The following is a 26,142-nucleotide window of genomic DNA, read 5'->3' on the forward strand; positions in this document are numbered from 1 at the left end:
CATTAATCATTAGAAGATTTAATAACCAGTTTAGCAAAAATTCCAGCCAAAAACATAGAAGCCCCTGCAAGTCCAATAACATGAATGGGTTTTTCGCCTAATGCTGTTAGTGCAACTCCACCTAACAATCCGGCAGCAATTTGAGGAACGGTTATGGTAATATTAAATATGCCCATATAAACCCCGGTTTGTTTAGCAGGTAATGAAGCAGAAAGTATGGCATAAGGCAATGCTAAGATGGCTGCCCAGGCAATACCAATTCCAACCATGGGTAAGAAAAGCCAATACTTGTCATAAATAAACATCATGGAAATAAGGCCAATACCGCCTGCTAAAAGCGAAAACATATAAGTATTTTTTCTTCCTAGTTTATTGGCCAAAGGTGTTAGAACTAAAGAAAACAAAGCTGCAAAAACGCTATATGCAGCAAAAATTACCCCGGTCCAATTGCCTGCTTCATTATACTCTTTTGATTCGGGATTGCTAGTATTCCAAATATGTTGGGCTATGCCCTGTGTAGTATACACCCACATTAAAAATAATGCAAACCATGAGAAGAATTGTGTTACAGCCAATTGTAACATAGTAGCAGGAATATTTTTAATAAGACTCGAAAAACTAAGCTTTTCTTTCACCACATCCTCATCCAAATTATTATACAGCGCATATTCTGCAGGTGGATACTCTTTCGTTCTGATAGAAGTCCAAATAACACTTAATAATAATGCACCTCCACCAAAATAAAAAGACCAAATTACAGTGGGTGCCACTCTTTGCCCTTCACCGGGTTCATTAGCAACCCCTAAACTGGTAAGTACAAAGGGCAATAGCGAGCCAATTACCGCGCCGGCATTAATTAAAAAACTTTGTATAGCATATCCTTGATTACGTTGGCTTTCACCCACCATATCACTTACCAATGCACGAAAAGGCTGCATCGTAACATTAAATGAAGTATCCATTAAAAGCAACATAGCCGCACCAAAAAACAATGGCGGTAATAACTCCGCAAAATGTTCAGAATTAGGCATAAAAAACATAGCCAAAGCAGAAACAATAGCACCACCTAAAATAAAAGGGATTCTTCTACCTAAACGAGTCCAGGTTTTATCGCTTGATAAACCAACAATAGGTTGTACAAAAAAACCCGCCAATGGTGCGGCTAACCAAAATAAACTTAAATGATGCGGATCGGCGCCTATTGCGGATAAAATGCGGCTGGTATTGGCATTTTGTAAGGAGTAACCAATTTGAACACCTAGAAATCCAAAACTAATATTCCATATTTGCCAAAACCGAAGTTTGGGCTTTTGCATTTTTGCAGAAGAATGAGCAGGGGGCGGGATGTTGGCCATGGCAATCGTTGTATTTAATATGTACGTTTTACACAAATATAGTTAAAGCAAAAAAAACATCTGCACAAATTGGCAGATGTTACAATAATTTTGAACATTAAATTACAAATCCATCGGGTAAAATAGCACCTTTTTTTACCACTACAATTCCATCTTTAATAGTGTACAAAGGTTGATCTGTATTGTCCAAATGTGCACCACCATTAATTCTTACATCGTTACCTATTCTGCAATTTTTATCAATAATGGCGTTTTTAATATAACACCTTTCACCAATACCAATTTTAGGTATCCCTTTGCTTACATTTTCAGCCATTACTTCTAAAGTTTCATAAAAATCATTACCCATAATGTAAGCATTAACAATGGTTGAGCCATGACCAATACGTGCTCTAACCCCTACTACACATCGCTCTAATCTGCTGGCTAAAATAATAGAACCGTCGGCTATAATAGTTTTTTCCAAAGTAGTACCACTAATTTTTGCAGGTGGAAGCATACGTGCACGGGTATAAATAATTCTATTATTATCGAACAAATTAAACTGTGGAATTTCCTCGGTAAGTGCCAAATTTGCATCGAAAAAAGAATATATATTTCCAATATCGGTCCAATAACCTTCATATTGATAACTCAACACATTGTATTTCCCGATTGATTGGGGCATAATTTCTTTACCAAAATCAGTAGCATCAGGATACACTTCTTTTAATAATTTATACAACACATGTTTATTAAAAATATAAATACCCATTGAAGCTAAATATACCCTACCCTGTTGTTGCATTTCTGCACCAGTATCACTAATCCACTCGCTTAAAACATCAGGTTTGGGTTTTTCAATGAATGAAGTGATATTGTGTTTCTCGTCAGTTTTTAAAATACCAAATTCTGAAGCTTCCCTTGCAGGAACAGGAATAGTAGCAATGGTAATATCTGCATTGTTGGCTTTGTGTACTGCAACCATGTCTTCAAAGTCCATTTGATACAATTGGTCGCCGCTTAGAATTAAGATATATTCAAAATCTAAATTTTCAATATGTCGTAACGATTGCCTAACAGCATCGGCCGTACCTTGAAACCAACCCGGATTATCGGGTGTTTGTTCTGCAGCCAATATATCTACAAAGCCGGTACTAAATGCACTAAAATGATAAGTGTTTTTAATGTGTTTATTTAATGATGCTGAATTGAACTGCGTTAATACAAACATTCTATTAATGTTAGAATTGATACAGTTGCTAATGGGAATATCGACTAAACGATATTTACCGGCTATTGGAACTGCCGGTTTTGAACGAGAAGCTGTTAAAGGATATAACCTTGTTCCGGCACCACCACCCAGTATAACTGCAACAACTGATTGACTAATGGTTAACATAACTGATATATTTGAGGTGAATTTATATTATTTTTTTATAATACAGATTGATAAACTGCAGTGTATTCGTCTACCGTTTTATCCCAACTATGATTAATCTGCATCATATATTTTCGCATCGACAACATATGGTCGGCATCTTTATATACTTCAACTGCCCTACTTACGGAATAATAAATATCGTGAATACTGGCATGATTGAATCGAATGCCAAAACCATCAGGATCACCCATATCAATAACGGTATCTTGCAAACCGCCGGTACTTCTTACCATTGGTACTGTTCCGTAACGCATAGCATACATTTGATTCAAACCACAGGGTTCAACTCTACTGGGCATTAACAAAAAGTCGCCTCCTGCATACATTTCGTGTGAAAGTGCTTCATTGTAACCGATTACTGCTCTGTAATAGCCCGGATATAAATTATTCATTGTACTTAATTGCCATTCAACAGCAGTATCACCTGAACCAACTATTAAAAATGCAACCGCATCTTTCATTCCATGCAAAATAACCTTAATTGTTTCAGGTAAAATATCAGCCGCTTTTTCACCAACTAAACGACCAATGAAAATAATTAAGGGCACTTGTTCATTTAACCCGAATTGCTTACACAATGATTGTTTGTTCATTGCTTTGCCTTCCGTAACATCATCAATACCATAGTGTGTTTTTAAATAAATGTCGGTTTGCGGATTCCACACATCATTATCAATACCATTTAAAATACCTACGCATTTTCCTTTTTCATACTCAAACAAAGCTTCTAAACCATTGCTATTGTATTTTAATTCATTCAAATAGCTCCAACTAACAGTTGTTACTTTCCAGGCGCATTTTATGGCACTTGCTAAAGGATTAATGGTATTATTCCAATCTAATTCACCTGTTTTCCAATTGTCATAAGCAGGTATCCAGTAACTTTTATCCCATCCCATCCATCCCTGATATTGAGCATTATGAATAGTTAAAATAGTGGGAATGGATTGTAATTTCCGATAATCAAAACAATTTTTAATCATGAAAGGAATAAGGCCGGAATGATGATCATGACAATGAATAATGCTTGGTCTGTGCTCCCAAGCACTTAACCAATTTAGTACTGCTATTTGAAAAGCCAGGTAACGATAACTATCATCATCGTATCCGTAAATTTTATCACGATCCAACAATCCATTGATATCTACTAAATATAAATCAAAACCCAATTTTTGGGTTGCTTCCTTAATTATTGTAAAATTATAATATTGACCGGCCACATGCAGATAACCTTTAAAGTCTACATCCCATTTGTTTTCGTATAAAAACTTTGTTCTATGCATTGGCATTACAACTTTGGCAATTTGGCCTGCTTTATTTTGATATTTTGGTAATGCCCCTACTACATCGCCTAACCCGCCGGCTTTGGCCATTGGGTAACACTCAGCACTAACGTGTATTATTTCCATAGCTATTTAAAATTATTGAATTGAAGTTAAGAATGAAACAAATACTAACGACTATTTTCAATTAATTTTTTAAGGATTACAAAATGTGTCTTACTTTACAGGCCATATTGCAACCATATTTAAAAAAATATTAAATTTACTATGAGCCAACCTAACGAAGCAATCAAACTAACTAAAGATGCAAAAATTAAAACAAACGGTGGTGCGCTTGCATCGCTTGCACTAGTATTTTTTTTCTGGGGATTTATTGCGGCATCAAACAGCATTTTCATTCCGTTTTGTAAAAGCCATTTTCATTTGTCGCAATTCGAATCACAATTAATTGGTTCGTCTTTTTATGGCGCTTATTTTATCGGGTCATTATTGTTGTATCTGATTTCAAGCATGGTAGGATATGATATTTTGAATAAAATAGGCTACAAGAAGGGAATTATATTGGGGTTACTGATTTCTGTTGTGGGTGCATTAGGCATTATTCCGTCGGCTAATGCTAATTCATTTCCGGCAATTTTAGTTTCATTTTTTATTGTTGCTTTGGGTTTTTCGCTTCAACAAACAGCTGCTCAACCTTTTGCTATTGCGCTTGGCGATCCTGCCACAGGCTCACATCGTTTAAATTTAACCGGAGGCGTTAATTCATTCGGTACTACGTTAGGTCCTATTATTGTAAGCTTCTTCTTATTTGGATCGGTTAATGCTGCAAAAGACAAGGTTACAGTAACAAATATTAATAATCTTTACTTAATAGTTGCCAGTGTATTTTTAGCGGTAGCAATATTTTTTACATTATCTAAAAAATTACCCGATGGTAAAAATGATGCCAAATTCGAAACTTCATCAAAAGCCTCTAAATCGCTTATAATCCTAACGGCATTAATTATTGCAATTATTATTGTTGGACAACTCACCAACATTCAAAAAGTACCTCTATTAATTGCTACTTTAATTGTGGTATTTTTTACTTTATTTTATTCAAATAACAGAGCTATACGAAACAATGATGGATGGGGTGCTATGAAATACCCACAATTGGTGTACGGCATGATTGGCATTTTTGTGTATGTTGGAACAGAAGTAACCATCGATAATAATTTTGGCGCCTTACTTAAAACCCCTGGCTATCTTACACAAATGGGTTTAGATGAAGATAAAATATCAAAATTTGTTTCATTGTACTGGGGTAGTTTAATGATAGGCCGATGGACCGGTGCGATAGGTGTATTCAAACTTTCCGATGTAGGAAAAAAAATTGCTATGATTCTCGTTCCATTAATTGCTTTTTGGATAGTAATGTTTGTGAATCTTTTGTATGGAAATAACATTATGGAATTATTACCCTATGCTAATTTTATAATAGTTGCTATAGCAGCTTTTTTTTACGGACAGGAAAAACCAGCTAAAACTTTACTGACTTTGTCTATTTTAGGTGCTATCTCAATGTTAATTGCAGTTTCACTTACAGGAATCATTTCAGTATATGCCATTATATTTGGTGGTTTGTGTTGTTCCATTATGTGGCCTTGTATTTTTTCATTAGGTGTAGCCGGTTTGGGCAAGTACACTAGCCAGGGATCCGCTTTTTTAATTATGATGATTTTAGGGGGTGCAGTTATTCCACCATTTCAAGGTGCATTAGGTGATGCTTTTGGTATGCATCCCTCATACATTGTGGCTGCATGTTGTTTTGCTATATTAGCCTTCTTAGCCATAAAATTAAAATCTGTATTAAAAGCACAAGGATTAGACTTTGATGCACAAGTAGCTTCAGGACATTAATTAGTAATTTTTTTTAAATTGAATATTTGATTATGGCAACCACAACTTCAACACTCGATGCATTAGCTGTTGGTATTGATATCGGTGGAACAGGTACTAAGTTTGGCATTGTTGACCGATTAGGAAATGTTTTATTTTCATCAGAAATAGGAACAAAAAAACATACCAACATTGAAACTTTTATTGATGAATTAAAAGAACATCTATTACCACTCATTGAAAAAACCGGCGGTATTGGACGCATTAAAGGCATTGGCGTTGGTGCCCCCAATGGCAATTATTATACAGGCACCGTTGAATATGCCCCCAATTTACCTTGGAAAGGTATTTTGCCTTTAGCCAAATTAATACAGGATGATTTTAAGTTACCTGTAATTTTAACCAACGACGCAAATGCTGCAGCGTTAGGCGAAATGATGTATGGCGCTGCCCAAGGCATGAAAGACTTTATAATGATTACATTGGGTACCGGTGTTGGAAGTGGTATTGTTGCTAATGGAAAACTAATTTATGGACACGATGGATTTGCAGGTGAATTGGGGCATACAACCATTATTCCCGATGGAAGGCTGCACCCGGGCACCGGAAAAAAAGGTTCATTAGAAAGCTATGCATCTGCTACCGGCGTAACCACAACAGCTATTGAATTATTGGAAAAAAGTAACAGACCCAGCTTATTGAGAGAAGTACCTAAAGATAAAATAGATTCCAAAAAAGTTTACGAAGCCGCCATTCAAGGTGATGCGTTGGCACAAGAAATATTTGAGTTTACCGGAAAAATTTTAGGAATGGCATTAGCTAATTTTATTATGTTTTCCAGTCCTGAAGCCATCATATTATTTGGTGGTTTAACCAAAGCAGGCGATTTAATTTTAAGTCCTACCAAAAAATACATGGAAGAAAACCTTATTCAAGTTTTTCAAAACAAAGTGAAAATTCTAGTCAGTCATTTAAACGAATCGGATGCAGCTATTTTAGGCGCTTCAGCGTTGGTATGGGATATGTAACAATACTGTAAAAATCAAATTAATAAAATGGGCTATCGGCAATAATTAACTTATTACGATAGCCCATTTGCGTAAAATACTATTGGTGCACTTTTGAAAAAACATATAATGTTTCCAAAGCAATTTGCCTACATCTATCTGCATAGGCTTTGTCCTGTTCAGGTGTACCATCATACAATTTCGGATCCTCATAAGTAGTAGCGATTCTGGCTGATGCACCGGGAATAAAAGGGCAATTGGCTTCTGCCTCACCACAAGTCATAATAGCTAAAAAGTTTTTTGTTGGATTAACTTCATCATTATAAACCTTTGAAAAACAAGATGTACATTCATTTTCACCAAAACAAACTGAATATACCGGATTTTGAGCAGCACCATTAGATTGTATATGGAAACCCACATTTTCTAAAGCCTTTATAGCATTAACATTAAATGCCGTAGCTTCAGTACCACCGGAAAAAGCATGTACCTGCTGAATTCCATAATAATTTGCGGCTGTAAGAGCCCAAACTTGACCAAAATGGCTTCGCCGGGAATTATGGGTACAAATGTATACCAACTGTATTGGCAACTGACTTTTTTGGCAATGAATAATGTAATTCGCAATAGTATCAAGAATTGATTTACGATTACTACTAATGCTATCAAATTCTTTTACTAAATCATCGCAATAACTTTTAATAGACGGAAACATATTATTAATTGTTGATTAATATTAACAACATCCGGGTGCACAACAAGCTGCTTGTTGTTGGGGTTTTTGGGCAAACACCGTAATACTATATATACCGGCATTACCATTTTTAAAATCAGCAATTTGTTGGGGCGTTAAATAATTCAATAAAATATCATCGGGAATATAAATGGGCTTCTCTTTTTGTATTAAAATATTTTCAAATCCGTTAGCCTGAATTAATTCTAAGTACACTTGTTTTTGGATGGCGCCTGCCACGCATCCCGCATACATTTCGGCATCTTTGCGTAAGGCTTCAGGAAGCATTCCAATCAAAACAACATCAGAGATGCTAAAATGGCCACCCGGTTTTAAAACTCGGTAAATTTCTTTAAATACAGCATCTTTATTAGGTACTAAATTCAATACACAATTACTAACTATCACATCTGCTGAATTCGATGTTACAGGCATTTTTTCAATGTCACCTAATCTAAATTCCACATTATTCAAACCTAATTTTTCTGCATTCATTCTTGCCTTTTCAATCATAGCCGGTGTAAAATCAATACCAATCACTTTTCCGGTTGCACCGGTTTCTGCCCTTGCTATAAAACAATCATTACCCGCACCACTGCCTAAATCAATTACAGTATCACCCGGCTTAATTTGAGCAAACTGCGTTGGTAAGCCACAACCCAAACCCAAATCAGCATCAGCATTGTATCCTTTAAGTGCAGAATAATCATCACTCATTATATTGTATACTTCGGTAGAACATCCACCTGCGCCGCAGCAAGATGAGGCATTGGTTGCTTTATCTTGTAAAGCAATTTCACTATATTTCTGTTTTACTAATTCTTTTAATTCTTGTTCTGATTTCATATACAAAATTTTATGGTTAGCAACATTGTTTATCAGTATTTTCAAATGCAGCAAAAAACTTATTGAATAATTGTTTGTACTTATTCCAATTTTTTTCATCAATGCAATAGCAAACATTTACACCTTCTACTGAACCTTTAATAATTCCGGCGTTTTTTAATTCTTTTAAATGTTGCGAAGTGGTTGATTGTGCTAATCCTGTTTGCTCAACTAAATATCCGCAAACACATGCATCGCTTTTCAGTAAAGCTTGTACAATAGCTATTCGTGCGGGATGACTTAAAGCTTTAGCAATAGCAGCAATTTGATTTTGCTCTTTCGTAAATAGTTCTTTTTTAGCAACACCCATAATGCATATTTAATCGCAATATTACGATTAAATATGACAATTTTCTCCTTCCTTGAAAGAATTATAATTTAATTAGAAATAATAAAAAATACAAGTTCTATTTTTTTATATAATTAAAGCGCCGTACTTTTGCGCCTCAATTAAGAAGAGGTGATGGTGTCCACCGAATAAACTGCCCAAAAATGGGATGATGGCGCCTACAAATTAAACTAAGGGCATTAATTCGATAGTTTGATAATTTGTAGGAATGAAACGCATAAAAAATTCTTTTGAGCACGTTTTTATTGTATCGCATTTAATTAAATGGACACTCTTCGTTATTCCAGTTTCAATTTCTGTAGGTACATTAGTTGCATGGTTTTTATGGTTATTAGACAGAGCCATTAATTTTCGTTTTGCACATCCCTGGCTATTATGGCTATTGCCTATTGCAGGTGTTGGCATACATTTTCTATATAAATACTCAGGGAAAAATGCTGAAGCTGGTAATAATTTAATCATGGATGAAATTCATGAACCTGGCGGTGGAGTACCTGCTCGTATGGCACCATTGGTAATAATTGCAACAATTGTAACACATTTGTTTGGTGGCTCTGCCGGACGGGAAGGGACTGCTGTACAGGTGGGTGGAAGTTTAGCCAATTTTTTTGCACGTCAGTTTAAACTAACACGTGAAGATTTAAGAATGTTATTAACAACAGGTGTAGCGGCAGGTTTTGGTGCCGTATTTGGCACTCCCATTACCGGTGCAATTTTCGCTTTAGAAGTACTAGCTTTAGGCAGAATTAAACATGATGCGCTTTTGCCTTGTTTTATAGCCAGTTTTTTAGCCGACATAACTTGTGGTGCTTGGGGAATTCACCATACGCAATACCACATTTTATTTGAATCGGTTGAAAAAACATATTTTAATTATGTACACTTTGATTTAATACTTTTAATAAAAGTAATTATTGCAGGTATTTTATTTGGTTTAGCCGGCTTTGCATTTGCAGAATCTGCTCACACTATTAAGAATTATAGTAATAAATGGATTAAACAAAAATGGATGATACCTATTATAGGTGGCTTAATCATTATTGCATTAACCTATATAATAGGAACACAAGATTATTTGAGCTTAGGTGTTACCAATCCCAATAAAAATGGCATTAGTATTATTAGTAGCTTTCATGCAGGTGGCGCTACTTATTTCAGCTGGTTTTGGAAATTGTTATTTACAGCAATTACTTTAGGAATGGGCTTTAAAGGCGGTGAGGTAACACCTTTATTTTTTATAGGTGCAGCATTAGGGAATACTTTAGGAGTAATTATGGGGGCGCCTATTGATTTAATGGCCGGTTTAGGTTTTATTGCCGTTTTTGCCGGCGCTACCAATACACCTATAGCTTGTACATTTATGGGTGTAGAATTGTTTGGGGGTGCAAATATTATTTATTATGCCATTGCAAGCTTTACGGCTTATTACTTTAGTGGGCACTCGGGCATTTATCATGCACAACGAGTGGCTGTATCGAAAGTTAATCATTTACAGCACCATACAGACCGCACATTACATGATGTTAGAAATAAACGTATTAAAAAAAGAAAACAATGGTTAAAAAAATCAAGAGCCACTCTCTTGGAAAATTAGAGATTTACATTGCACCGGCACACAAAGTAAGGCATGGCGACAGAACTTTATTTAGGAAGTTATTTCCGAAATCAACTTACATGCACATTGTTGCAGAAGCTAAGAAAGATGGTATTATTAATGCTTCAGCACACAGTACCCACACCAGCTTCACCAACGATGGTAACGTAGTTACATTTAGCCCGGAAGGAGATAATTCAAAATTGGCGATGTGTGTAGAATTAATTGATAAAAAAGAAAAACTTGAAAATTTTTTCTTGAAGCATAAGGATTTATTACAGTCAAAAATTGTAATTTACAAAGAAGTTGAATTTTGGGATCTTGATTAATCCATTTCAATTTCATTAACATGAAAAACTTGCTGATTATAGCACTCGGTGGAGCAGTAGGTAGTATATTAAGGTACTTAGGTCAGAAATTAGTTAACCACATTGCCGCATTTACTTTCCCAATGGGAACATTTTTAGTAAACCTGGTGGGATGTTTTATTATAGGCTTATTATATGGATTGTCCAATAAATACAGTTGGTTTACAGATGAATTGCGCCTACTGTTAGTTACCGGTTTTTGTGGCGGCTTTACCACATTTTCAAGTTTTTCTTATGAAAGTTTAAGTCTTATTCGGCAAGGTAACGTTTTATATTTCTTTCTTTACACTTTATTAAGTTTATCATTAGGAATACTGGCAACTTTTGGTGGAACTAGTTTAATTCGGTAATTTTAAAAAGTTGAAAATTTAATTATGCAATATAAAAGAATTTTAATTGCCGTTGACGATAGTGCCTATGCCATGAAAGCCGCACGAGCAGGATTTGCACTTGCCAAACCACTTAACGCCGCAGTTGCGGTTGTTTATGTAATTAACAAATCAAAAGAAGTTGTTAGTGCAGATTTAGGCATTACACCCGAACAAAGTAAAACACTGCTTTTACAAGAGGCCGATAAAACTATTCAACAATTTATTGATTTATACAATGAAAATTCAGAAGTGTTTCGCTTTACACCGGAAGGTATTCCTGAAAAAGAAATTTTAAATATTGCCACAGAGTGGGAAGCCGATTTAATTGTGATGGGAACACATACACGTAGCGGATTAGATAGAATTTTAACCGGCTCAACTGCTGAATATGTAATTAGGCATGCATTAATTCCTGTATTGGTTACCCCCCCCAGAATGACCTAATACATTCATATCAAATTTAACACTAGGTGATGGCGTTTCACCCATAACTGCCAATTAATTGGATAATGACGCCTGTATAGCGTTTTCATTTGCATAATGAAAACACAATATTTTATTGTTTAAATTTTAAATATAAAAAATTCATAACCCAACTAAATGAAATTAAAAAAGGCCACCATATTCGTTGTTTTATTAGGATGTACCAGTTTGTTTTCAGACATGACCTATGAAGCTGCTCGTAGCATTAATGGACCTTTTCTGGAAACCTTAGGTACATCTGCAACTACGGTAGGTTGGGTTGCGGGTTTAGGAGAATTATTGGGGTACGGATTAAGGATTATTTCAGGTTATTGGAGCGATAAAACAAAAAATTACTGGTTTATAACCATTGTAGGATACATTATCAATCTTATTTCAGTACCTCTATTAGCATTGGCCGGCTTTTGGCAATTAGCCATTGCTTTAATGATCTTAGAAAGAATTGGGAAAGCTATTCGAACCCCCGCAAGAGATGCCATGTTATCATTTGGTGCAAATCAAATGGGGCAAGGTTGGGGCTTTGGTCTTCATGAAGCATTAGACCAAACAGGTGCCACAATTGGTCCTTTATTGGTTAGTGCAGCATTATTGTTAAGAAACAATAGTTATCATACCGCTTATTTAATATTGTTTTTACCCGCCATTATAGCATTAAGCCTGCTTATTTTTGCAAAAAGTATTTATCCACATCCTGAAAACCTGGAAATTAAAACAAAAGCCTTGGTTACAAAAGGCTATCCGCAATTGTTTTGGTTATATATTATTGCTATTGCTTTTATGGCAATGGGCTATGCAGACTTTCCATTAATAGCCTACCATTTTAAAAGTACACATTTAATGCAAGATGATGTAATACCTCTTTTATACTCTTTGGCTATGGCCTGCGACGGCATTGCAGCTTTACTATTGGGTAAATTTTTTGATAAAATTGGTATTAAAATTTTAATTATAGCATTAATAATTGCACTTTGCTTTGCACCAATGGTATTTTTAGGAAATATACAATGGGCTATTGCCGGAATGGTTGTTTGGGGAATTGGCATGGGCGCGCAGGAATCAATTGTAAAAGCTACCGTTGCGCATTTCATTAATCCGGAAAAAAGAGGCACTGCATTTGGGCTTTTTAATGCAGTATTTGGATTATTTTGGTTTGTAGGCAGTGCTATTATGGGTTATTTATATGATGTAAACATTACCGCACTGGTTATTTTTTCTGTAGCGGCACAAATTATTTCAGTTATTGGTTTGTCGGGCATTGCAGGCAAAATACAAAAACAGTTTTTAAACATAAACAAGTAAAAATTATGTTTACTATTCCTGAAAATCAGCAACATGTATTTAATGCTGTTGCCTATATGATAGAAAAAAAACTACTCGATATTCAAATACAACTCATTGCCCATAAAAATCATTTAACATTGGTATCTATTCAATACGAACCATTTGAAAATGATGCGCTTTTGCAACAAGTTCAAGAAAAGTTAAATGAACTGTATGGTTTACTGGCAGAATTTTGCAAAACCTATCAAGTACCGGTTCAAACCATTAATTTTCAAAAAGAGTTGAATGTTAAAGCCAACTTTTTATGGGAAGATATTACCGGTGCCCGGGCTGCCTCTATGAAGGGATATGGTATTAGTGATGAAAATTTAATGAATGATTACCAAAAAAAAATTAATGCATTTACAACCAGTATTAACGATATGATACGAACTTTGAACAACAATTAAACCTAATTATTCAAAAAAACAGGCAAGTATGAAAATCTCTAAAATTTATGCAAGGGAAGTTCTCGATTCAAGAGGGAACCCAACCGTTGAAGCAGAAGTAAGCATTGAAGCCCCCATAAAGGGAAGCAAGAAAATAGTACGTAATATTAAAGGACGTTCTATTGTTCCATCCGGTGCCAGCACAGGTGAATTAGAAGCTGTAGAACTACGCGATAATGATCCCAAACGCTATGGGGGCAAGGGAGTTTCATTGGCAGTGAATAATGTAAATAAAATCATTGCTAATCAGTTTACAGGCAAAGAATTTAATTCTCAACAAGAAATTGATCATGCCCTTATTCATTTAGATGGCACCCCCAATAAATCAAAATTAGGCGCTAATGCCATATTAGCTGTTTCAATGGCTTATGCACGAGCTATGGCTGCTGCATTAGATATGCCATTGTATCGGTATTTAAATAAATCAGGAAAATTTACTATGCCTGTTCCCTGCATGAATGTAATTAATGGAGGTAAACATGCGGATAATAATGTAGATTTCCAGGAATTCATGATTGCCCCACACAATGCTCCTTCTTTTAAAGAAAGTATTAGAATGGGTGAAGAAACCTTCCATGCTTTAAAATCAATTTTAAATAAAAAAGGGTATTCAACCGGCGTGGGTGACGAAGGTGGCTTTGCGCCCAATTTAAAATCAAATGAAGAAGCAGTAGAAGTAATTTTAGAAGCTATTCACAAAGCGGGATATACACCCGGAAAAGATATTTCACTATGTATTGACCCTGCCAGCAGTGAAATGTGGGAAGATGATCATTACGTATTATTCAAATCAACCAAAGAAAAAATTTCTTCTGAAGGTTTATTGAAAATTTGGGATAGTTGGATTCAGCAATACCCTATTATTTTGTTGGAAGATGGCATGGCCGAAAACGATTGGGAAGGCTGGAAACTCTTAACCGATCAATTAAAAAATAAGGTTGAATTAACCGGAGACGATATTTTCTGTACCAACCCTGCCATTTTACAAAAAGGTATTGATGCAGGCATCGCCAATTCTGTGTTAATTAAATTAAACCAAATTGGTACTGTTACTGAAACAATTGATACCATTGAAATGGCCTACAAAAACAATTACAACTGTTTTATTTCACACCGCAGTGGCGAAACCGAAGACACCACTATTGCTGATTTAACTGTTGCAACCAATGCCGGTCATTTAAAAACAGGAAGCGGTTGTCGCGGCGAAAGAATTGCCAAATTCAATCAATTATTACGCATTGAAGATGAATTAGGCAAATCAGCCAAATTTGCAGGCTTAAAAGCATTTAAAAACCAATAATTAAACAAACACATATATATATGAGCGATAAGATTATTCAGCAAGTACAACATCCTTGGCACATTTCTATTGGTAAAGATGTACCCAACGTAGTAAGCACCATTATTGAAATTCCGAAAGGAAGCAGAATGAAGTATGAATTAGATAAGCCTTCCGGTTTATTGCGTTTAGACAGGGTGTTGTACTCAGCCATGTACTATCCAATGAACTATGGCTTAGTTCCTCAAACATATTTTGATGATGGTGATCCTCTTGATATTTTAGTAATGTGTTCATTTGACATTCAACCATTGTGCGTGTTAGATGCACGTATTGTTGGCATAATGCACATGGAGGATGAAAATGGTGTAGATGATAAAATTATATCTGTTGCGCACCACGATCCGGCTTATAAGCATATTCAAGACATTACCGACATACCTGAACACCACATGGCAGAATTGAAAAACTTTTTTGAAGGATATAAAGCCTTAGAAAATAAAAAAGTAATTGTGGGTAATATGTATGGTAAGGAAGAAGCTAGAAAATGCGTAGAAAGAAGCCATAAAATGTACAAAGAAAAATTTGGTATAAATGGGTAACCCATACCCTTTGGTGTTATTTACTGAATCAGTTACGCATATACAAACACTATTGTAACTGATTCAGTATTTTATCTATTTTTTGAAACAAGAAATCATGAAAATTGCTGTATTTAGTGATGTGCATGCCAATTTACCGGCATTGAAATCAGTGTATGCGCATATTGAAAAACAGCAACCCGATGCTATTTATTGCCTGGGCGATTGGGTAAATCAAAATATTTGGAATAATGAAGTGGTTGATTTTATGCAAGAACATAAAATACCCAGTGTATTAGGCAACCATGATGAAGGCATTGGTAATAACTTATCCAAATTCCCATTTTCTTATGGTAGTCGCGAAGAAATTGATTGGGGTATGGATGCCATTCAATTTACTTTAAAACAACTTACAGAAGAAAGAAAAGCCATATTACGTGCATTGCCATTAAATATCAAACTAAAAATTACTACCGGTAATAACGAGCGTACCTTACTATTTGCACATGGCACTCCTAAAAGTAATGCCGAAAGAATTTATCGTTTTTACAAACAAACCGAATTGTCCAAAATGCTGGATGATGAAGCCGCAGATGTTTTATTCATTGGCAATACACATGCATCTTTTCATAAACAAATTGAGCGGGTTATTAATGGCGAAAAAACGTATCAACACATTATCAATCCGGGCTCGGTTGGTAGTCCTAAAGATGGCAGCTGGCATGCTTGTTACGCCATGATTGAAATTGATACCGGCAAAGACATTAAATACGAACCCGATGCTTTACAAGTATATTTTTACCGATTAGATTATGATATTGACACGGTAATTAAAGGCATTAAAAACAGTTCATTACACATTTATTATGCAGTGCGGTTGTTAAAATATTAATTGTTTAAAACATAAATTCCAGGTTATGAAAATTGCCATGATTAGTGATATTCACGCAAACTTACCTGCTTTAAAAGCAGTGTTGAAAGACATTGAAAAACACCAGCCCGATATTATTTATTGTTTGGGCGATTTAGTGAATTTCGCAGGTTGGGATAATGAAGTGGTAGAGTTAATTAGAAAACGAAATATACCATGCCTTCAAGGTAACCACGATGATGGTATTGGCAACAGTAAAGACTTTTTCCCCTACTCTTTCTCAAACAAAGCACAACAAGATTATGGTATTGAATCCATAAAACTGGTAAATAGAACCATTACGCCTGAAAATAGAACCTATTTACAGAATTTACCTTTTGCCTTTACCATTGAAATTAAAGGCATTTATAACACTATTCGCTTAGTAATGGTGCATGGAAGTACTACCTCCAATTTAGAATATGTACAAGAAAGCGTGAATGATGCCTATTTGTTGGAAATGATGGATAGTATGAATGCCGATATTTTGTGCATGGGTCATACCCACAAACCCTGGCACCGCCCCATTTTTTGTGAAACAGAGAATAAAAAAAATATATCGTCATGCCATTAACGTTGGTTCCGTAGGAAAACCTAAACAGGGGAATAATAAAACTTGTTATACCATTTTAACAATCCCAAATCAAGCTTCATTAACCGAACCCAATGCCATTCAGGTTCAATTCGAATTTTTAAATTACCCCGTAAAAACAGTTATTAAAAAAATTGCCGAAATTGGTTTATCAGATGCATATAACAATTTCCTTTTAAACGGTTAAACATGCCATATAACAATGCCAACATATCATTGTTACTGAATACAGCTCATACTTTGGAACAGGACAACCTGATAGACGACATTATGCAACTACAACAAAAAATGCATAATGAGGAACTGAACATCGTAATAACAGGCATTTTTAAAAGGGGAAAATCAAGTTTAATTAATGCACTGATACAAGAAAACATAATGCCTACCGGCGTTGTACCTGTTACCGCTATTATTACCATTCTAAAATATGCAGCAACCCCTTCATTGGAAATATTTTTTAAAAACAAAGAAAAAGTTACAAAACCCATCAGCAGTTTAAACGAGTTTGTTAGCGAAGAAGAAAATCCGGAAAACATAAAAAATGTTGCGCATGTTATTGTGTATCACCCCGCACCTATTCTAAAAACCATAACCATTATTGATACACCCGGCGTAGGATCATCCTTTGAACATAACACTGATACAACACTTCAATTTTTAAACAAAATTGATGTTGCCATATTTGTGCTTAGTGCCGACATGCCTATTTCAAAAACGGATATTGAGTTCTTACAACAACTATATGCACAAATTAAAAACATTGTATTTGTTGAAAATAAAAAAGATTTATTATCTGCAACAGACTTACAAAAAATGCTGGATCACAATAAAAAAACAATTTCAGTCCAGCTGCAAATGCCAATAGAAAGCATCACCATTATTCCCATTTCAGCCAATCAGCAACTACAGGGAAACATGGCAGAATCGGGTTTTGAATTGTTATTACAATCATTAAACAGCAATATTTCAAAAAATAAATCAAGCATTTTAGAACAAAGCATTGGCAGACAATTGAATCTAATTCAACAAAGCTTGATTTCCATTATTCAGTTAAGAATTAATAACCTTCAATTACCGGTACAACAATTATCGGAACGCATTCAACAATTTGAAAACACACAGCATGTATTGTTAAATGAAATTGAAGGTTTCCATGCTATTCTGCAACACCACATAAAGAAATTAGACGAAACAGTACATGAACAATGCAATGCTAAAGCCAAATATTTTGACGCTACCATTCAATCGCTTATTCAACAATACAGTAATAATAACCCCTTTGCCCTGCTGGATATTACGGTACAACAGGCACTCATTAACGATTTAAACAAACTCATTAAATCAGGCTATGAGCAATTGAAAACAGCATTAGAAGAAAGCAGCAAACTGCAGTTCAAATCCATATTAGAGCAATATTTATTCAATTCAAAAAATATTCTACACAATATTGCTATTCACTTTTCAGATTTTTTAAATACCGGTATTGAAAGCATTGTAGAAAAATTCGACTGGCAGGCTTACACTGCTTTTTACATTACATTAAATGGATTGGATAAAGAAGCTGTTATCAATAACAACCACACAATCTTTCATTTCAGTAAAAAAAGCAAAGAACAACAAATTATTAAAAGCATTCAGGAACAGTACCACGACATTATAATTCAAAACACCGCAGCCATTATTTATGAAGTACAGTATAAAATACAGGAATCGTTTAGAAAATTTAATGCTGACTTTAAATTAAAAGTACAACAACTGTTACAGACGCTTGATAAAGAAATGAAAGCAACACAAGCACAAACTAAAAACTTAAACTTTAATGTTCAGGATACAATTGCCCACTTAGAAGCAATGAAATTGCAATTGAATAATTCTTGAAATTTGAAAAAACATGGATGCACAAACGCTCATAGATTTAGAAATATTGGAATCGGCAGATGGGCATAGCCTTTTCCAACAAATAAACTACACTATTTCACAGGGCGGTGAAGACATTCTAAAAAAGAAATTAACGCAACCTTTTCTTACTGCTAACCAAATAAAAACCGAACAACAACGCATACAAAAATGCATACCAGTTGTAGAAGCATGGCGCTCGTTAATACATGAAAGGGATATTGTTGCTGCAGAATTATATTTACAATCGAACATTCAAATTGTAGAGTTAGAAAACAATTTTTTAGACCAATTAACTGCGAAATTTTTTCGATGGCAACATCCGGACTATTTTCATTATTTAAACAGCAACATACTTTCGTTATTTGATTTGCTAAAGCGATTACAACAACTGCTACAACAACATCATTTTTTACTTGAGCAAGATACCAATGCCATAGCGCAATCTATACAACACTTGAATGATAAAATTTTATTACCCAACCTTCATGCTTTGGAAAATAAGAAAGCATTTAATACCCTTTATGTTGACAGCCTGTTAAGGAAACCATCTTACACTACCATTAAAAATATTTTAGAATGGATTTATGAAACCGATGCCATTATGGCAATGGCTTATGCATGTGTACAACATCATTTACATTTTCCTGAAATAGTGAACGAACCTGTTTTATCAATAAAAGGGCTAAGACACATAATGCTTAAAAATGCAGTTGTAAATAATGTTACATTAACCAAACAACACATTATGTTTGTTACAGGCCCTAATATGGCTGGCAAAACAACGTATTTAAAGGCTAATGCACAAGCAGTTTTGTTGGCGCATATAGGTATGGGCATACCGGCAGAAAGTGCACAAATTGGCGTTTTACAAAACATTTTCACATTCATTGGCATTACAGATAGCATTAGTAAAGGCGAAAGTTATTTTCAAGCTGAAATTAATCGCATAAAATTATTGGCCGAATGCTTACAAGAAAACAAAGCGGTGCTATGTGTTATTGATGAACCATTTAAAGGAACGAACATTAAAGATGCGCTTGATTGCACTTTGCTTTTTACTGAACTGGCTTTAAAATGGCATCAATCATTTTTTATTATTGCCACTCATTTAACCGAAATATATGAGAAGCTTGCCGATAACCAAGGCATTTTGTTTAACTATTTTGAAACACATCAGGATAATGATACACTAAAATTTGATTATGTATGCAAACCCGGAATTTCAGAGCAACGATTGGGGTTAAATATATTTAAACAAACCGGGTTGCCTCATTTAATGCAACCCAAAAATGAATGAATAAATGTTATAAAAACAATTGCTGTTTTTTTTGAAATGCCCTACCTTTAAAAGATGGATTTGCTTACCATTTAAACTTAAGTTATGATACAAACTGTTTATGCAGCCGGAGGAATTGTTTGGAGTGAAGATGATGAATTACTGATGATACAACGCTATGGTAAATGGGATTTACCCAAAGGACATTTACAACCCAATGAAACTTATGAACAATGTGCTTTGCGCGAAGTAAAAGAAGAAACTGGTTTAAAAACATTGGAAATAATTAGAAGTGCCGGTGTAACGCATTATGAATATTTCGACAATGTATTGCATCAAGAAGCCATTAAAGAAATTCATTGGTTTGAAATGAAAACCAGTACACATTTAGACGTTATGCCTGAATTAAAAGAACAAATTGAATGGATTCGTTGGATTTCAAAAAATGAAATTGAAAAATACCTGTACAATTCGTATGATAATGTGCGGACTATTTTAGAAAAATTCATCAACAAATAATGCAATTGTTAATACACATAAATGATATTTTTTATAGAATATGTTGAGTTGTCCCTTTTGCGCAAAAACGAAAAATGATTATTATTTAGAATCGGAAAATTTTGCTGTTTTATATAATATTTCACCTATTTTACCGGGCCATTCTTTAGTAATTCCCAAGCTACACAAAGAAAGTTTATTTGAACTAACCAATGAAGAGTTAGCGGAATTTATGTTATTGGGAAAAAACACAGCCCTATTATTATGTAAAGTGTTTCAAACAGATGCATTTAACTGGGCTATTCAAGAACGCGAAGTAGCAGGGCAATCCGTAGCCCATTTACACATGCATGTAGTGCCTCGCAAACTGGGTGATATGGTAAATCCCGGCGACTGGTATCAACGCTTAGAAAAAATTGAATCGGGGGATATTGATACGTATGCCCGTTACCGTTTATCGGATGAAATATTGAACAAGCTTACTCAAAAAATGAAACAAAAAGCAATTGAACTGGGATTTCAATAACGCAGATAATGTTAAATAAAGTGCTTTGTTGCCATTATTGATGCAGTACAAGTGTGCGACGCAACCACTGTTGCAAAAAGAACAAAAGCTGACTACAAAATTATTTTTTATCAGGCAAAGCAAACGCCACATAACTATCACCGGATGGTTTATTTAATTTACCACCACCGCAAGCTATAACAACATATTGCTTACCGTTTACAGCATAAACGGCAGGCGTAGCAAATCCGCAAGCAGGTAAATCAGCTTCCCACAATAAAACACCGGTGCGTTTATTAAAGGCGCGAATTTTAGCATCGCTGGTAGCAGCAATAAACAGCAAGCCACCCTCCGTTACCACAGGACCACCATAATTTTCTGTACCGGTATGTATGCCCTTTGCTTTCCATTCGGGATAATCGCCCAGCGTATCTTTCCATAATATTTTTCCGCTATTTAATTGAATAGCAGTTAGTGTACCCCAAGGTGGTGCTACAGCAGGATACCCCTCTTTGGTTAAAAATTTATTATATCCGGTTGAAGTGTACGGAATACTATCCCATTTGGTTAGTTGTTGTTTAGGCTTTATAAACTTATTTGCTTGCAGCGATTTTAAATTCAACACATAAGAAGCCAAAGCCTTTTTTTCTTCAGCAGTTAATTGTGTAAAAGCAGGCATCATTCTTCTTCCCGAAGTAACCAACTTTTCGAAGGATACCTCATTATACTTTTGATTGGCTTGTTGTAAGGATGGATAATTACCGCTGCCTTGTAAATTTGTTCCGTGACAACTCATACAATGTGTTTTATATAAACGCATCCCTGCCTGTAACATATTTTCAGCAGCAGTTGCAGCATGTTGAACAGGTAGCATGGTTAATACCCAAGGAACTTCATTGGCATTAACGTATAAAATATCTGTTTTAGGATCAACAGCAGGGCCACCCCATTCTGCACCACCATCAAATCCGGGAAAAATAATGGTTCCTTGAGTAGATGGCGGCGAAAAAAGATGATGATGCTCATAACGGGATAGTCTTGTTGCAATATCGTTATAGGAAGAATCGGGTACTAAATGGTTAAGATTATTAAAAGTTAATTGCTGCCGGGCAAATGGAATTGGCAAAGTAGGTATAGGCTGTGTTGGTGAAAGCACCTCACCCTTTAATTCAGTATTAACTGGAACCGGTTGCTCTTGAATGGGAAATACAGGTGCACCATTTAACCGATTGAACAAGAAAACAAAGCCCGTTTTAGTGGTTTGAGCTACGGCATCAATTTTTTTACCATTGATATTGAGTGTAAGCAAAGTCGGTGCCGTTGGCAAATCTCTGTCCCACACATCGTGATGTATGGTTTGATAATGCCAAATAACTTTTCCATTATTGGCATTTAATGCTATGAGGCTATTGGCAAACAAATTATTGCCCAAACGTAACCCACCATAAAAATCGTAAACAGCTGAACCGGTGGGCACATAAACAATACCTCGTTTTTCGTCCATACTAAATCCGGCCCATGCGTTTGCGCCGCCAACGTGTAAATAAGCAGTGGAATCATGCCAGGTATTAAAACCGGGTTCACCGGGATGAGGAATAGTATGAAAAACCCATTGTAATTGGCCTGTATGTACATCGTAAGCACGTACATCACCGGAAGCTGCCGGCATTTCTTCGGCAACTCGTGTACCTATTATAATTAAGTTTTTATAAATAATGCCCGGTGTAGTGGATGCTACATATAAATTTTGAGAACGGGGACCTAAATCATTGTGTAAATCAATACTACCATTAGTACCAAATGATGTAATAAGTTGGCCATTTGTGGCATTAACACAATACAATTGTGAACCGGCGGAATAGAAAATCCTTTGATCATTATTTCCATCGGAATAATAAGTTACACCCCTACATACATTCATGGAAAAGTAACCTTTCGCTTTACCTAGGGTATCCAATAAAGGATTAAATACCCATTTTTGCCGGCCATTTGCGGCATTTAATGCAAATAATTTTAGTTGCGGTGACACACCATATAGAATACTATCAACAATGATTGGATTTACTTGTATTTGAGTAGATGCACCTGCATCACCGCAATGATATATCCAAGCAGGTTGCAGTGAGGCAACATTTGAAGTATCAATTTGAGCAAGCGCTACATAATGGTTGTTTTCTTTATTGCCACCATATACCTGCCAGGTAGTATAATTAGATGAATGCGAAGTACACGCAATAAAATTGTAGCAGCAAAACCCAATCACCAATAAACGTAAACATGAAGCGGTTATGGATGAATGCAGCAGATGCATAAAGTGAGTTTAGTTGGAAAATTTGTTTAGGAATACAACGTAATTTATCATTTTTTTTGAAGAAGCAGGTTGTATAAATTATGGTAATTGAATTTGCAGCTATACTATTTATTGCTGCTAAAAACTGATGAGCAATATAGATTTCAGGAAACAATAAATTTAGCCTTTACACTGCTTTAACAACAAAAAAGCAACCCTTTGCAAGATTGCTTTTTGAGTAATGATGTCGGCTTGCCTGCCAACAGCTCGAACTTTTTAGAGAGTTTAAACGCAATATTGGTATTTTGATTGAAGGGGATTGTTGATTTGAAAAGGTAGTAGAAAGTTGAAAAAAATTTTTACCACAAGACGCAGACTTAACTTAGAAGAGAAGTTATTAAAAATAATATGCAGTGGACACTATATTAAAACTAACTCTTGTTTAAAGAAGTCGTAATGGTTCCAATTTATCTAAATTAAGTTTTCGTTTAAAACTTTTAAAATTTCGCCAACAATTTAAATTATTATAAAAACAATATTTTAATTGCTGTTTATGTGCTAAAAGATAATGATTCAAATCAATTTGACTAAAAGATTCTTCGCAACTCACAGTTAATAAAAAATTGACTGTTTCAATGTATTTTACTCCATGACCAGTAACTTCATTTTTGTAAATGCTAAGCAATATAATATAGTTTGAAATGAATAAAGTATCATAATTTGAAAAATCTTGTTCATACGACAATAATTGTAAACAAACATTTTCTTCTGATAAATTATTGAAAGTATAATATTTGTTTTTATTTATCTGATATGAGGAGTCAAATTTTTTTAATTTACTTGATTCGTAAATAAATTTTTTTTTAACTGCTTTAGCTACAACTTCCCAGTCAGTTTGTCCTAAATATGATACTTTTTTACTCTGTGCATTTGTATAACTAAAAATGAAAAGATTAATAATTGTCCAACAAATAGTTATTGTTTTTTTCATGGTAATTGAATATTATACTGATGAATAAGAAAGTTAGTGAGCTTATCAATCTGAGTTTGATTAGGTAAGTGCCCATTTGTATAAAATGGACTATGGGGATTTGTAAAATAATTGACAGAACCTATAAAAATGTGAACTGTAATTATTGGCTCACTTATTCCTACATTTCCATTACAATTTTTGCAACCTAATTGTTGATTACCAAGTAATGATTGTTCTTGTGAGTAATTTATTGCACGGCTAGCATCCGCAACTATGGTCATAGTCCTATCAATTTTCTGTTGTAATTTGCCAAATATAAACAAAGTAAAATTGAGAAAATGTAATAAATAATGATAATAAATATTCTAATAAGACAAATTCTTTTATTTAAATGTAAACTATCAAAGTATTGTATAATTTTTAAGCTTTTTTCATTATGCAATAAAATATAATAGTTCATAATTAGAACTGGCAAAGTAATTACTGCTGCATACAAATAAATTTCACCCTCTGTATCATTACTAGTACCTTGTGTGAAGTAAAAAAACAATGATAAAACATTCAGAATAACAGGTATACTAATCCATATAATACCTGTAAATGCAGGGTCTAAATCTCTTTTGTTTATTTTTTTAGCAATCTTTACCAATAGATAAAATACATAATAATAGAAGTTATTCATTTTTATTTTTTATCATGAAAAATATAATGGCCCCAAACCATATCTGCAAGTGTCAATCCAACTCCTATAAGTGGAAGTCCAGTTCCAACAAGACTTATAACACCTAAAGTAAAAGCATGATATCCATTTATATTTCCTTGTTGATAGTTTATTATAGCTGATGAAATACCGACAATTGCAACACCTTTACTAATATTTGACAATATTTTTGCAGATATTAAAGCTGTTGCTAAATTTTCCGACTCTAATCCCCCAGCTTTTATGGTTCCTTCTACAAACCCTTCTGCCATTATTGCAGTACTTATTGAATCCGTTATTGCTTCAATATTTTCATTACCATTGGTAATTTGAGTAGGCACTAATGAATTATAATTTGAAGATTGTGCATTTTCTGGTTCCTCATTTGTAACTACATGCCAATCTCCGTTTTTTCCTAGTTCAACTGTTCCTTCATTTGAAACATATCGTTTTTTATCTGAACCATCCCCATAATATTCCTCATTGGAATTTTTTACATCATCCGCTTTCTTCACATTATCATCCCAATAAACCCTGCCAGTTACTTTATTATGTACCCAGTCATCACTTGAGCTTGATTTAATTTTAAATCTTTTTGCTGAACCACCAGAAGCTGGATAGTATTTTATATACTTCCAACCTCTAAATGATGCTTCGGAAGTCGTATTATCTCTAACCCCATATTCTCCCTGATCGTCATCTTCTACCGCTTCCATCCCATCTTTATCTATGAACCGTTCCGGGTTATCTAATGCATAGTTGTAGGGCGAAAAGCGGCGCATTTGCTCTGCCAATGGATCAACACCATTCCATCTGCCTAATTGAGGATCTTGCATTCTGGCTCCAAAATCATACAGTTCTATACCACTGCCATCACTAAACTCCCTCTGCTGTAATTCCTTGCCATTGTATTTGTATTTATTTTCTGTACCGCCTGCTGCTTTACTGCTGATGCCTGCCATAGTCAGTCCGAATGGATAATAATGCGTTTGCCCATGTCATTTTTATTGTATTGGTTATGGGCGAATTTCGCTTCGCTACATTTCTTCAAGTATTGCCCTAGTGTATGCACTACCTGTACATTATCAAAGAACACATCTACCGGACTTTCATTGCTGCAGTAAATATAAATATACCC

At 34.8% G+C, this 26,142-nt stretch carries 24 protein-coding genes, 1 pseudogene and 2 riboswitches; of the genes and pseudogenes, 16 read left to right on the top strand and 9 right to left on the bottom strand.

What is annotated here, in order from left to right:
• Positions 1 to 2: 2 nt before the first annotated feature.
• The 3 genes from LX80_RS02740 to LX80_RS02750 all read right to left on the bottom strand — a co-directional run bounded on the left by LX80_RS02740 (position 3) and on the right by LX80_RS02750 (position 4,187).
• Entirely contained in the window at positions 3 to 1,355 is a 1,353-nt protein-coding gene (locus LX80_RS02740; protein ID WP_211307679.1) for an MFS transporter, read from the bottom strand.
• 97 nt (positions 1,356 to 1,452) lie between these two features.
• A complete protein-coding gene (locus LX80_RS02745; RefSeq protein ID WP_111293477.1) occupies positions 1,453 to 2,736 on the bottom strand; it encodes a glucose-1-phosphate adenylyltransferase in 1,284 nt (427 codons plus the stop codon).
• 35 nt (positions 2,737 to 2,771) lie between these two features.
• A complete protein-coding gene (locus tag LX80_RS02750; protein WP_111293478.1) occupies positions 2,772 to 4,187 on the bottom strand; it encodes a glycogen synthase in 1,416 nt (471 codons plus the stop codon).
• Positions 4,188 to 4,328: 141 nt separating this feature from the next.
• On the opposite strand from LX80_RS02750, the gene LX80_RS02755 reads away from it, so the two are divergent.
• Positions 4,329 to 5,963 carry an MFS transporter gene (locus LX80_RS02755; RefSeq protein WP_111293479.1) on the top strand — a complete coding sequence of 545 codons (1,635 nt, stop codon included), beginning with the start codon at positions 4,329 to 4,331 and terminating at the stop codon, positions 5,961 to 5,963.
• 32 nt (positions 5,964 to 5,995) lie between these two features.
• The gene (locus tag LX80_RS02760) at positions 5,996 to 6,970 is read left to right on the top strand and encodes an ROK family protein (RefSeq protein WP_111293480.1); all 975 of its coding nucleotides are present in this window, start codon (positions 5,996 to 5,998) and stop codon (positions 6,968 to 6,970) included.
• Positions 6,971 to 7,049: 79 nt separating this feature from the next.
• Here LX80_RS02760 and LX80_RS02765 read toward each other — a convergent pair whose 3' ends face one another.
• The 3 genes from LX80_RS02765 to LX80_RS02775 are packed head-to-tail and all read right to left on the bottom strand — an operon-like array spanning position 7,050 to position 8,877.
• Positions 7,050 to 7,664: a low molecular weight phosphatase family protein gene (locus LX80_RS02765; protein WP_111293481.1), complete on the bottom strand. Its 615-nt coding sequence runs from the start codon at positions 7,662 to 7,664 to the stop codon at positions 7,050 to 7,052.
• Between the two features lie 21 nt (positions 7,665 to 7,685).
• Complete coding sequence (locus tag LX80_RS02770; protein ID WP_111293564.1) at positions 7,686 to 8,528, bottom strand: arsenite methyltransferase; 843 nt, start codon at positions 8,526 to 8,528, stop codon at positions 7,686 to 7,688.
• A 16-nt stretch (positions 8,529 to 8,544) separates the two neighbouring features.
• Positions 8,545 to 8,877, bottom strand: coding sequence for an ArsR/SmtB family transcription factor (locus LX80_RS02775; RefSeq protein ID WP_111293482.1), 333 nt, complete (start codon positions 8,875 to 8,877; stop codon positions 8,545 to 8,547).
• 140 nt (positions 8,878 to 9,017) lie between these two features.
• Positions 9,018 to 9,084, top strand: a riboswitch (Fluoride riboswitch).
• Positions 9,085 to 9,124: 40 nt separating this feature from the next.
• Here LX80_RS02775 and LX80_RS02780 point away from each other — a divergent pair.
• From LX80_RS02780 to LX80_RS02850, 14 genes are all read left to right on the top strand, one after another.
• Positions 9,125 to 10,510 (top strand): voltage-gated chloride channel family protein, encoded by a 1,386-nt coding sequence (locus tag LX80_RS02780; protein ID WP_111293483.1) that lies wholly within the window; start codon positions 9,125 to 9,127, stop codon positions 10,508 to 10,510.
• Positions 10,471 to 10,839, top strand: a complete 369-nt coding sequence (locus tag LX80_RS02785) for a DUF190 domain-containing protein (protein ID WP_111293565.1) — start codon at positions 10,471 to 10,473, stop codon at positions 10,837 to 10,839. Before LX80_RS02780 ends, LX80_RS02785 begins: the two co-directional genes overlap by 40 nt.
• Before the next feature lie 20 nt (positions 10,840 to 10,859).
• Entirely contained in the window at positions 10,860 to 11,228 is a 369-nt protein-coding gene (gene crcB, locus LX80_RS02790) for a fluoride efflux transporter CrcB (RefSeq protein WP_111293484.1), read from the top strand.
• Between the two features lie 24 nt (positions 11,229 to 11,252).
• On the top strand, positions 11,253 to 11,693 hold the full coding sequence (locus LX80_RS02795) for a universal stress protein (protein ID WP_111293485.1): 441 nt from the start codon (positions 11,253 to 11,255) through the stop codon (positions 11,691 to 11,693).
• 16 nt (positions 11,694 to 11,709) lie between these two features.
• Positions 11,710 to 11,775, top strand: a riboswitch (Fluoride riboswitch).
• Between the two features lie 74 nt (positions 11,776 to 11,849).
• Positions 11,850 to 13,031, top strand: a complete 1,182-nt coding sequence (locus LX80_RS02800) for an MFS transporter (RefSeq protein ID WP_111293486.1) — start codon at positions 11,850 to 11,852, stop codon at positions 13,029 to 13,031.
• Between the two features lie 5 nt (positions 13,032 to 13,036).
• Positions 13,037 to 13,462, top strand: a complete 426-nt coding sequence (locus LX80_RS02805) for a hypothetical protein (protein WP_111293487.1) — start codon at positions 13,037 to 13,039, stop codon at positions 13,460 to 13,462.
• Positions 13,463 to 13,490: 28 nt separating this feature from the next.
• Positions 13,491 to 14,801 (top strand): phosphopyruvate hydratase, encoded by a 1,311-nt coding sequence (gene eno / locus LX80_RS02810; RefSeq protein ID WP_111293488.1) that lies wholly within the window; start codon positions 13,491 to 13,493, stop codon positions 14,799 to 14,801.
• A 20-nt stretch (positions 14,802 to 14,821) separates the two neighbouring features.
• Positions 14,822 to 15,382, top strand: a complete 561-nt coding sequence (locus tag LX80_RS02815) for an inorganic diphosphatase (protein ID WP_111293489.1) — start codon at positions 14,822 to 14,824, stop codon at positions 15,380 to 15,382.
• 97 nt (positions 15,383 to 15,479) lie between these two features.
• Positions 15,480 to 16,253: a metallophosphoesterase family protein gene (locus LX80_RS02820; protein ID WP_111293490.1), complete on the top strand. Its 774-nt coding sequence runs from the start codon at positions 15,480 to 15,482 to the stop codon at positions 16,251 to 16,253.
• A 25-nt stretch (positions 16,254 to 16,278) separates the two neighbouring features.
• Entirely contained in the window at positions 16,279 to 16,845 is a 567-nt protein-coding gene (locus LX80_RS02825) for a metallophosphoesterase family protein (protein WP_111293491.1), read from the top strand.
• Between the two features lie 207 nt (positions 16,846 to 17,052).
• The gene (locus LX80_RS02835) at positions 17,053 to 18,741 is read left to right on the top strand and encodes a dynamin family protein (protein ID WP_111293493.1); all 1,689 of its coding nucleotides are present in this window, start codon (positions 17,053 to 17,055) and stop codon (positions 18,739 to 18,741) included.
• Between the two features lie 13 nt (positions 18,742 to 18,754).
• A complete protein-coding gene (locus LX80_RS02840; protein WP_111293494.1) occupies positions 18,755 to 20,059 on the top strand; it encodes a MutS-related protein in 1,305 nt (434 codons plus the stop codon).
• A gap of 84 nt (positions 20,060 to 20,143) precedes the next feature.
• Positions 20,144 to 20,557 carry an NUDIX hydrolase gene (locus tag LX80_RS02845; protein ID WP_111293495.1) on the top strand — a complete coding sequence of 138 codons (414 nt, stop codon included), beginning with the start codon at positions 20,144 to 20,146 and terminating at the stop codon, positions 20,555 to 20,557.
• A gap of 40 nt (positions 20,558 to 20,597) precedes the next feature.
• Positions 20,598 to 21,062: an HIT family protein gene (locus LX80_RS02850; RefSeq protein WP_111293496.1), complete on the top strand. Its 465-nt coding sequence runs from the start codon at positions 20,598 to 20,600 to the stop codon at positions 21,060 to 21,062.
• Positions 21,063 to 21,162: 100 nt separating this feature from the next.
• Here the strand turns inward: LX80_RS02850 and LX80_RS02855 are convergent, their stop codons facing one another.
• The 3 genes and pseudogenes from LX80_RS02855 to LX80_RS02875 all read right to left on the bottom strand — a co-directional run.
• The gene (locus LX80_RS02855; RefSeq protein ID WP_111293497.1) at positions 21,163 to 23,352 is read right to left on the bottom strand and encodes an outer membrane protein assembly factor BamB family protein; all 2,190 of its coding nucleotides are present in this window, start codon (positions 23,350 to 23,352) and stop codon (positions 21,163 to 21,165) included.
• A gap of 421 nt (positions 23,353 to 23,773) precedes the next feature.
• Positions 23,774 to 24,322 (bottom strand): hypothetical protein, encoded by a 549-nt coding sequence (locus LX80_RS02860; RefSeq protein ID WP_111293498.1) that lies wholly within the window; start codon positions 24,320 to 24,322, stop codon positions 23,774 to 23,776.
• A 666-nt stretch (positions 24,323 to 24,988) separates the two neighbouring features.
• Positions 24,989 to 25,975, bottom strand: a pseudogene (locus tag LX80_RS02875) (RHS repeat-associated core domain-containing protein); the annotation flags it as partial.
• Positions 25,976 to 26,142 lie beyond the last annotated feature (167 nt).

Origin of the sequence: Hydrotalea sandarakina, assembly GCF_003254115.1 — a bacterium.
Lineage (GTDB): Bacteria > Bacteroidota > Bacteroidia > Chitinophagales > Chitinophagaceae > Hydrotalea > Hydrotalea sandarakina.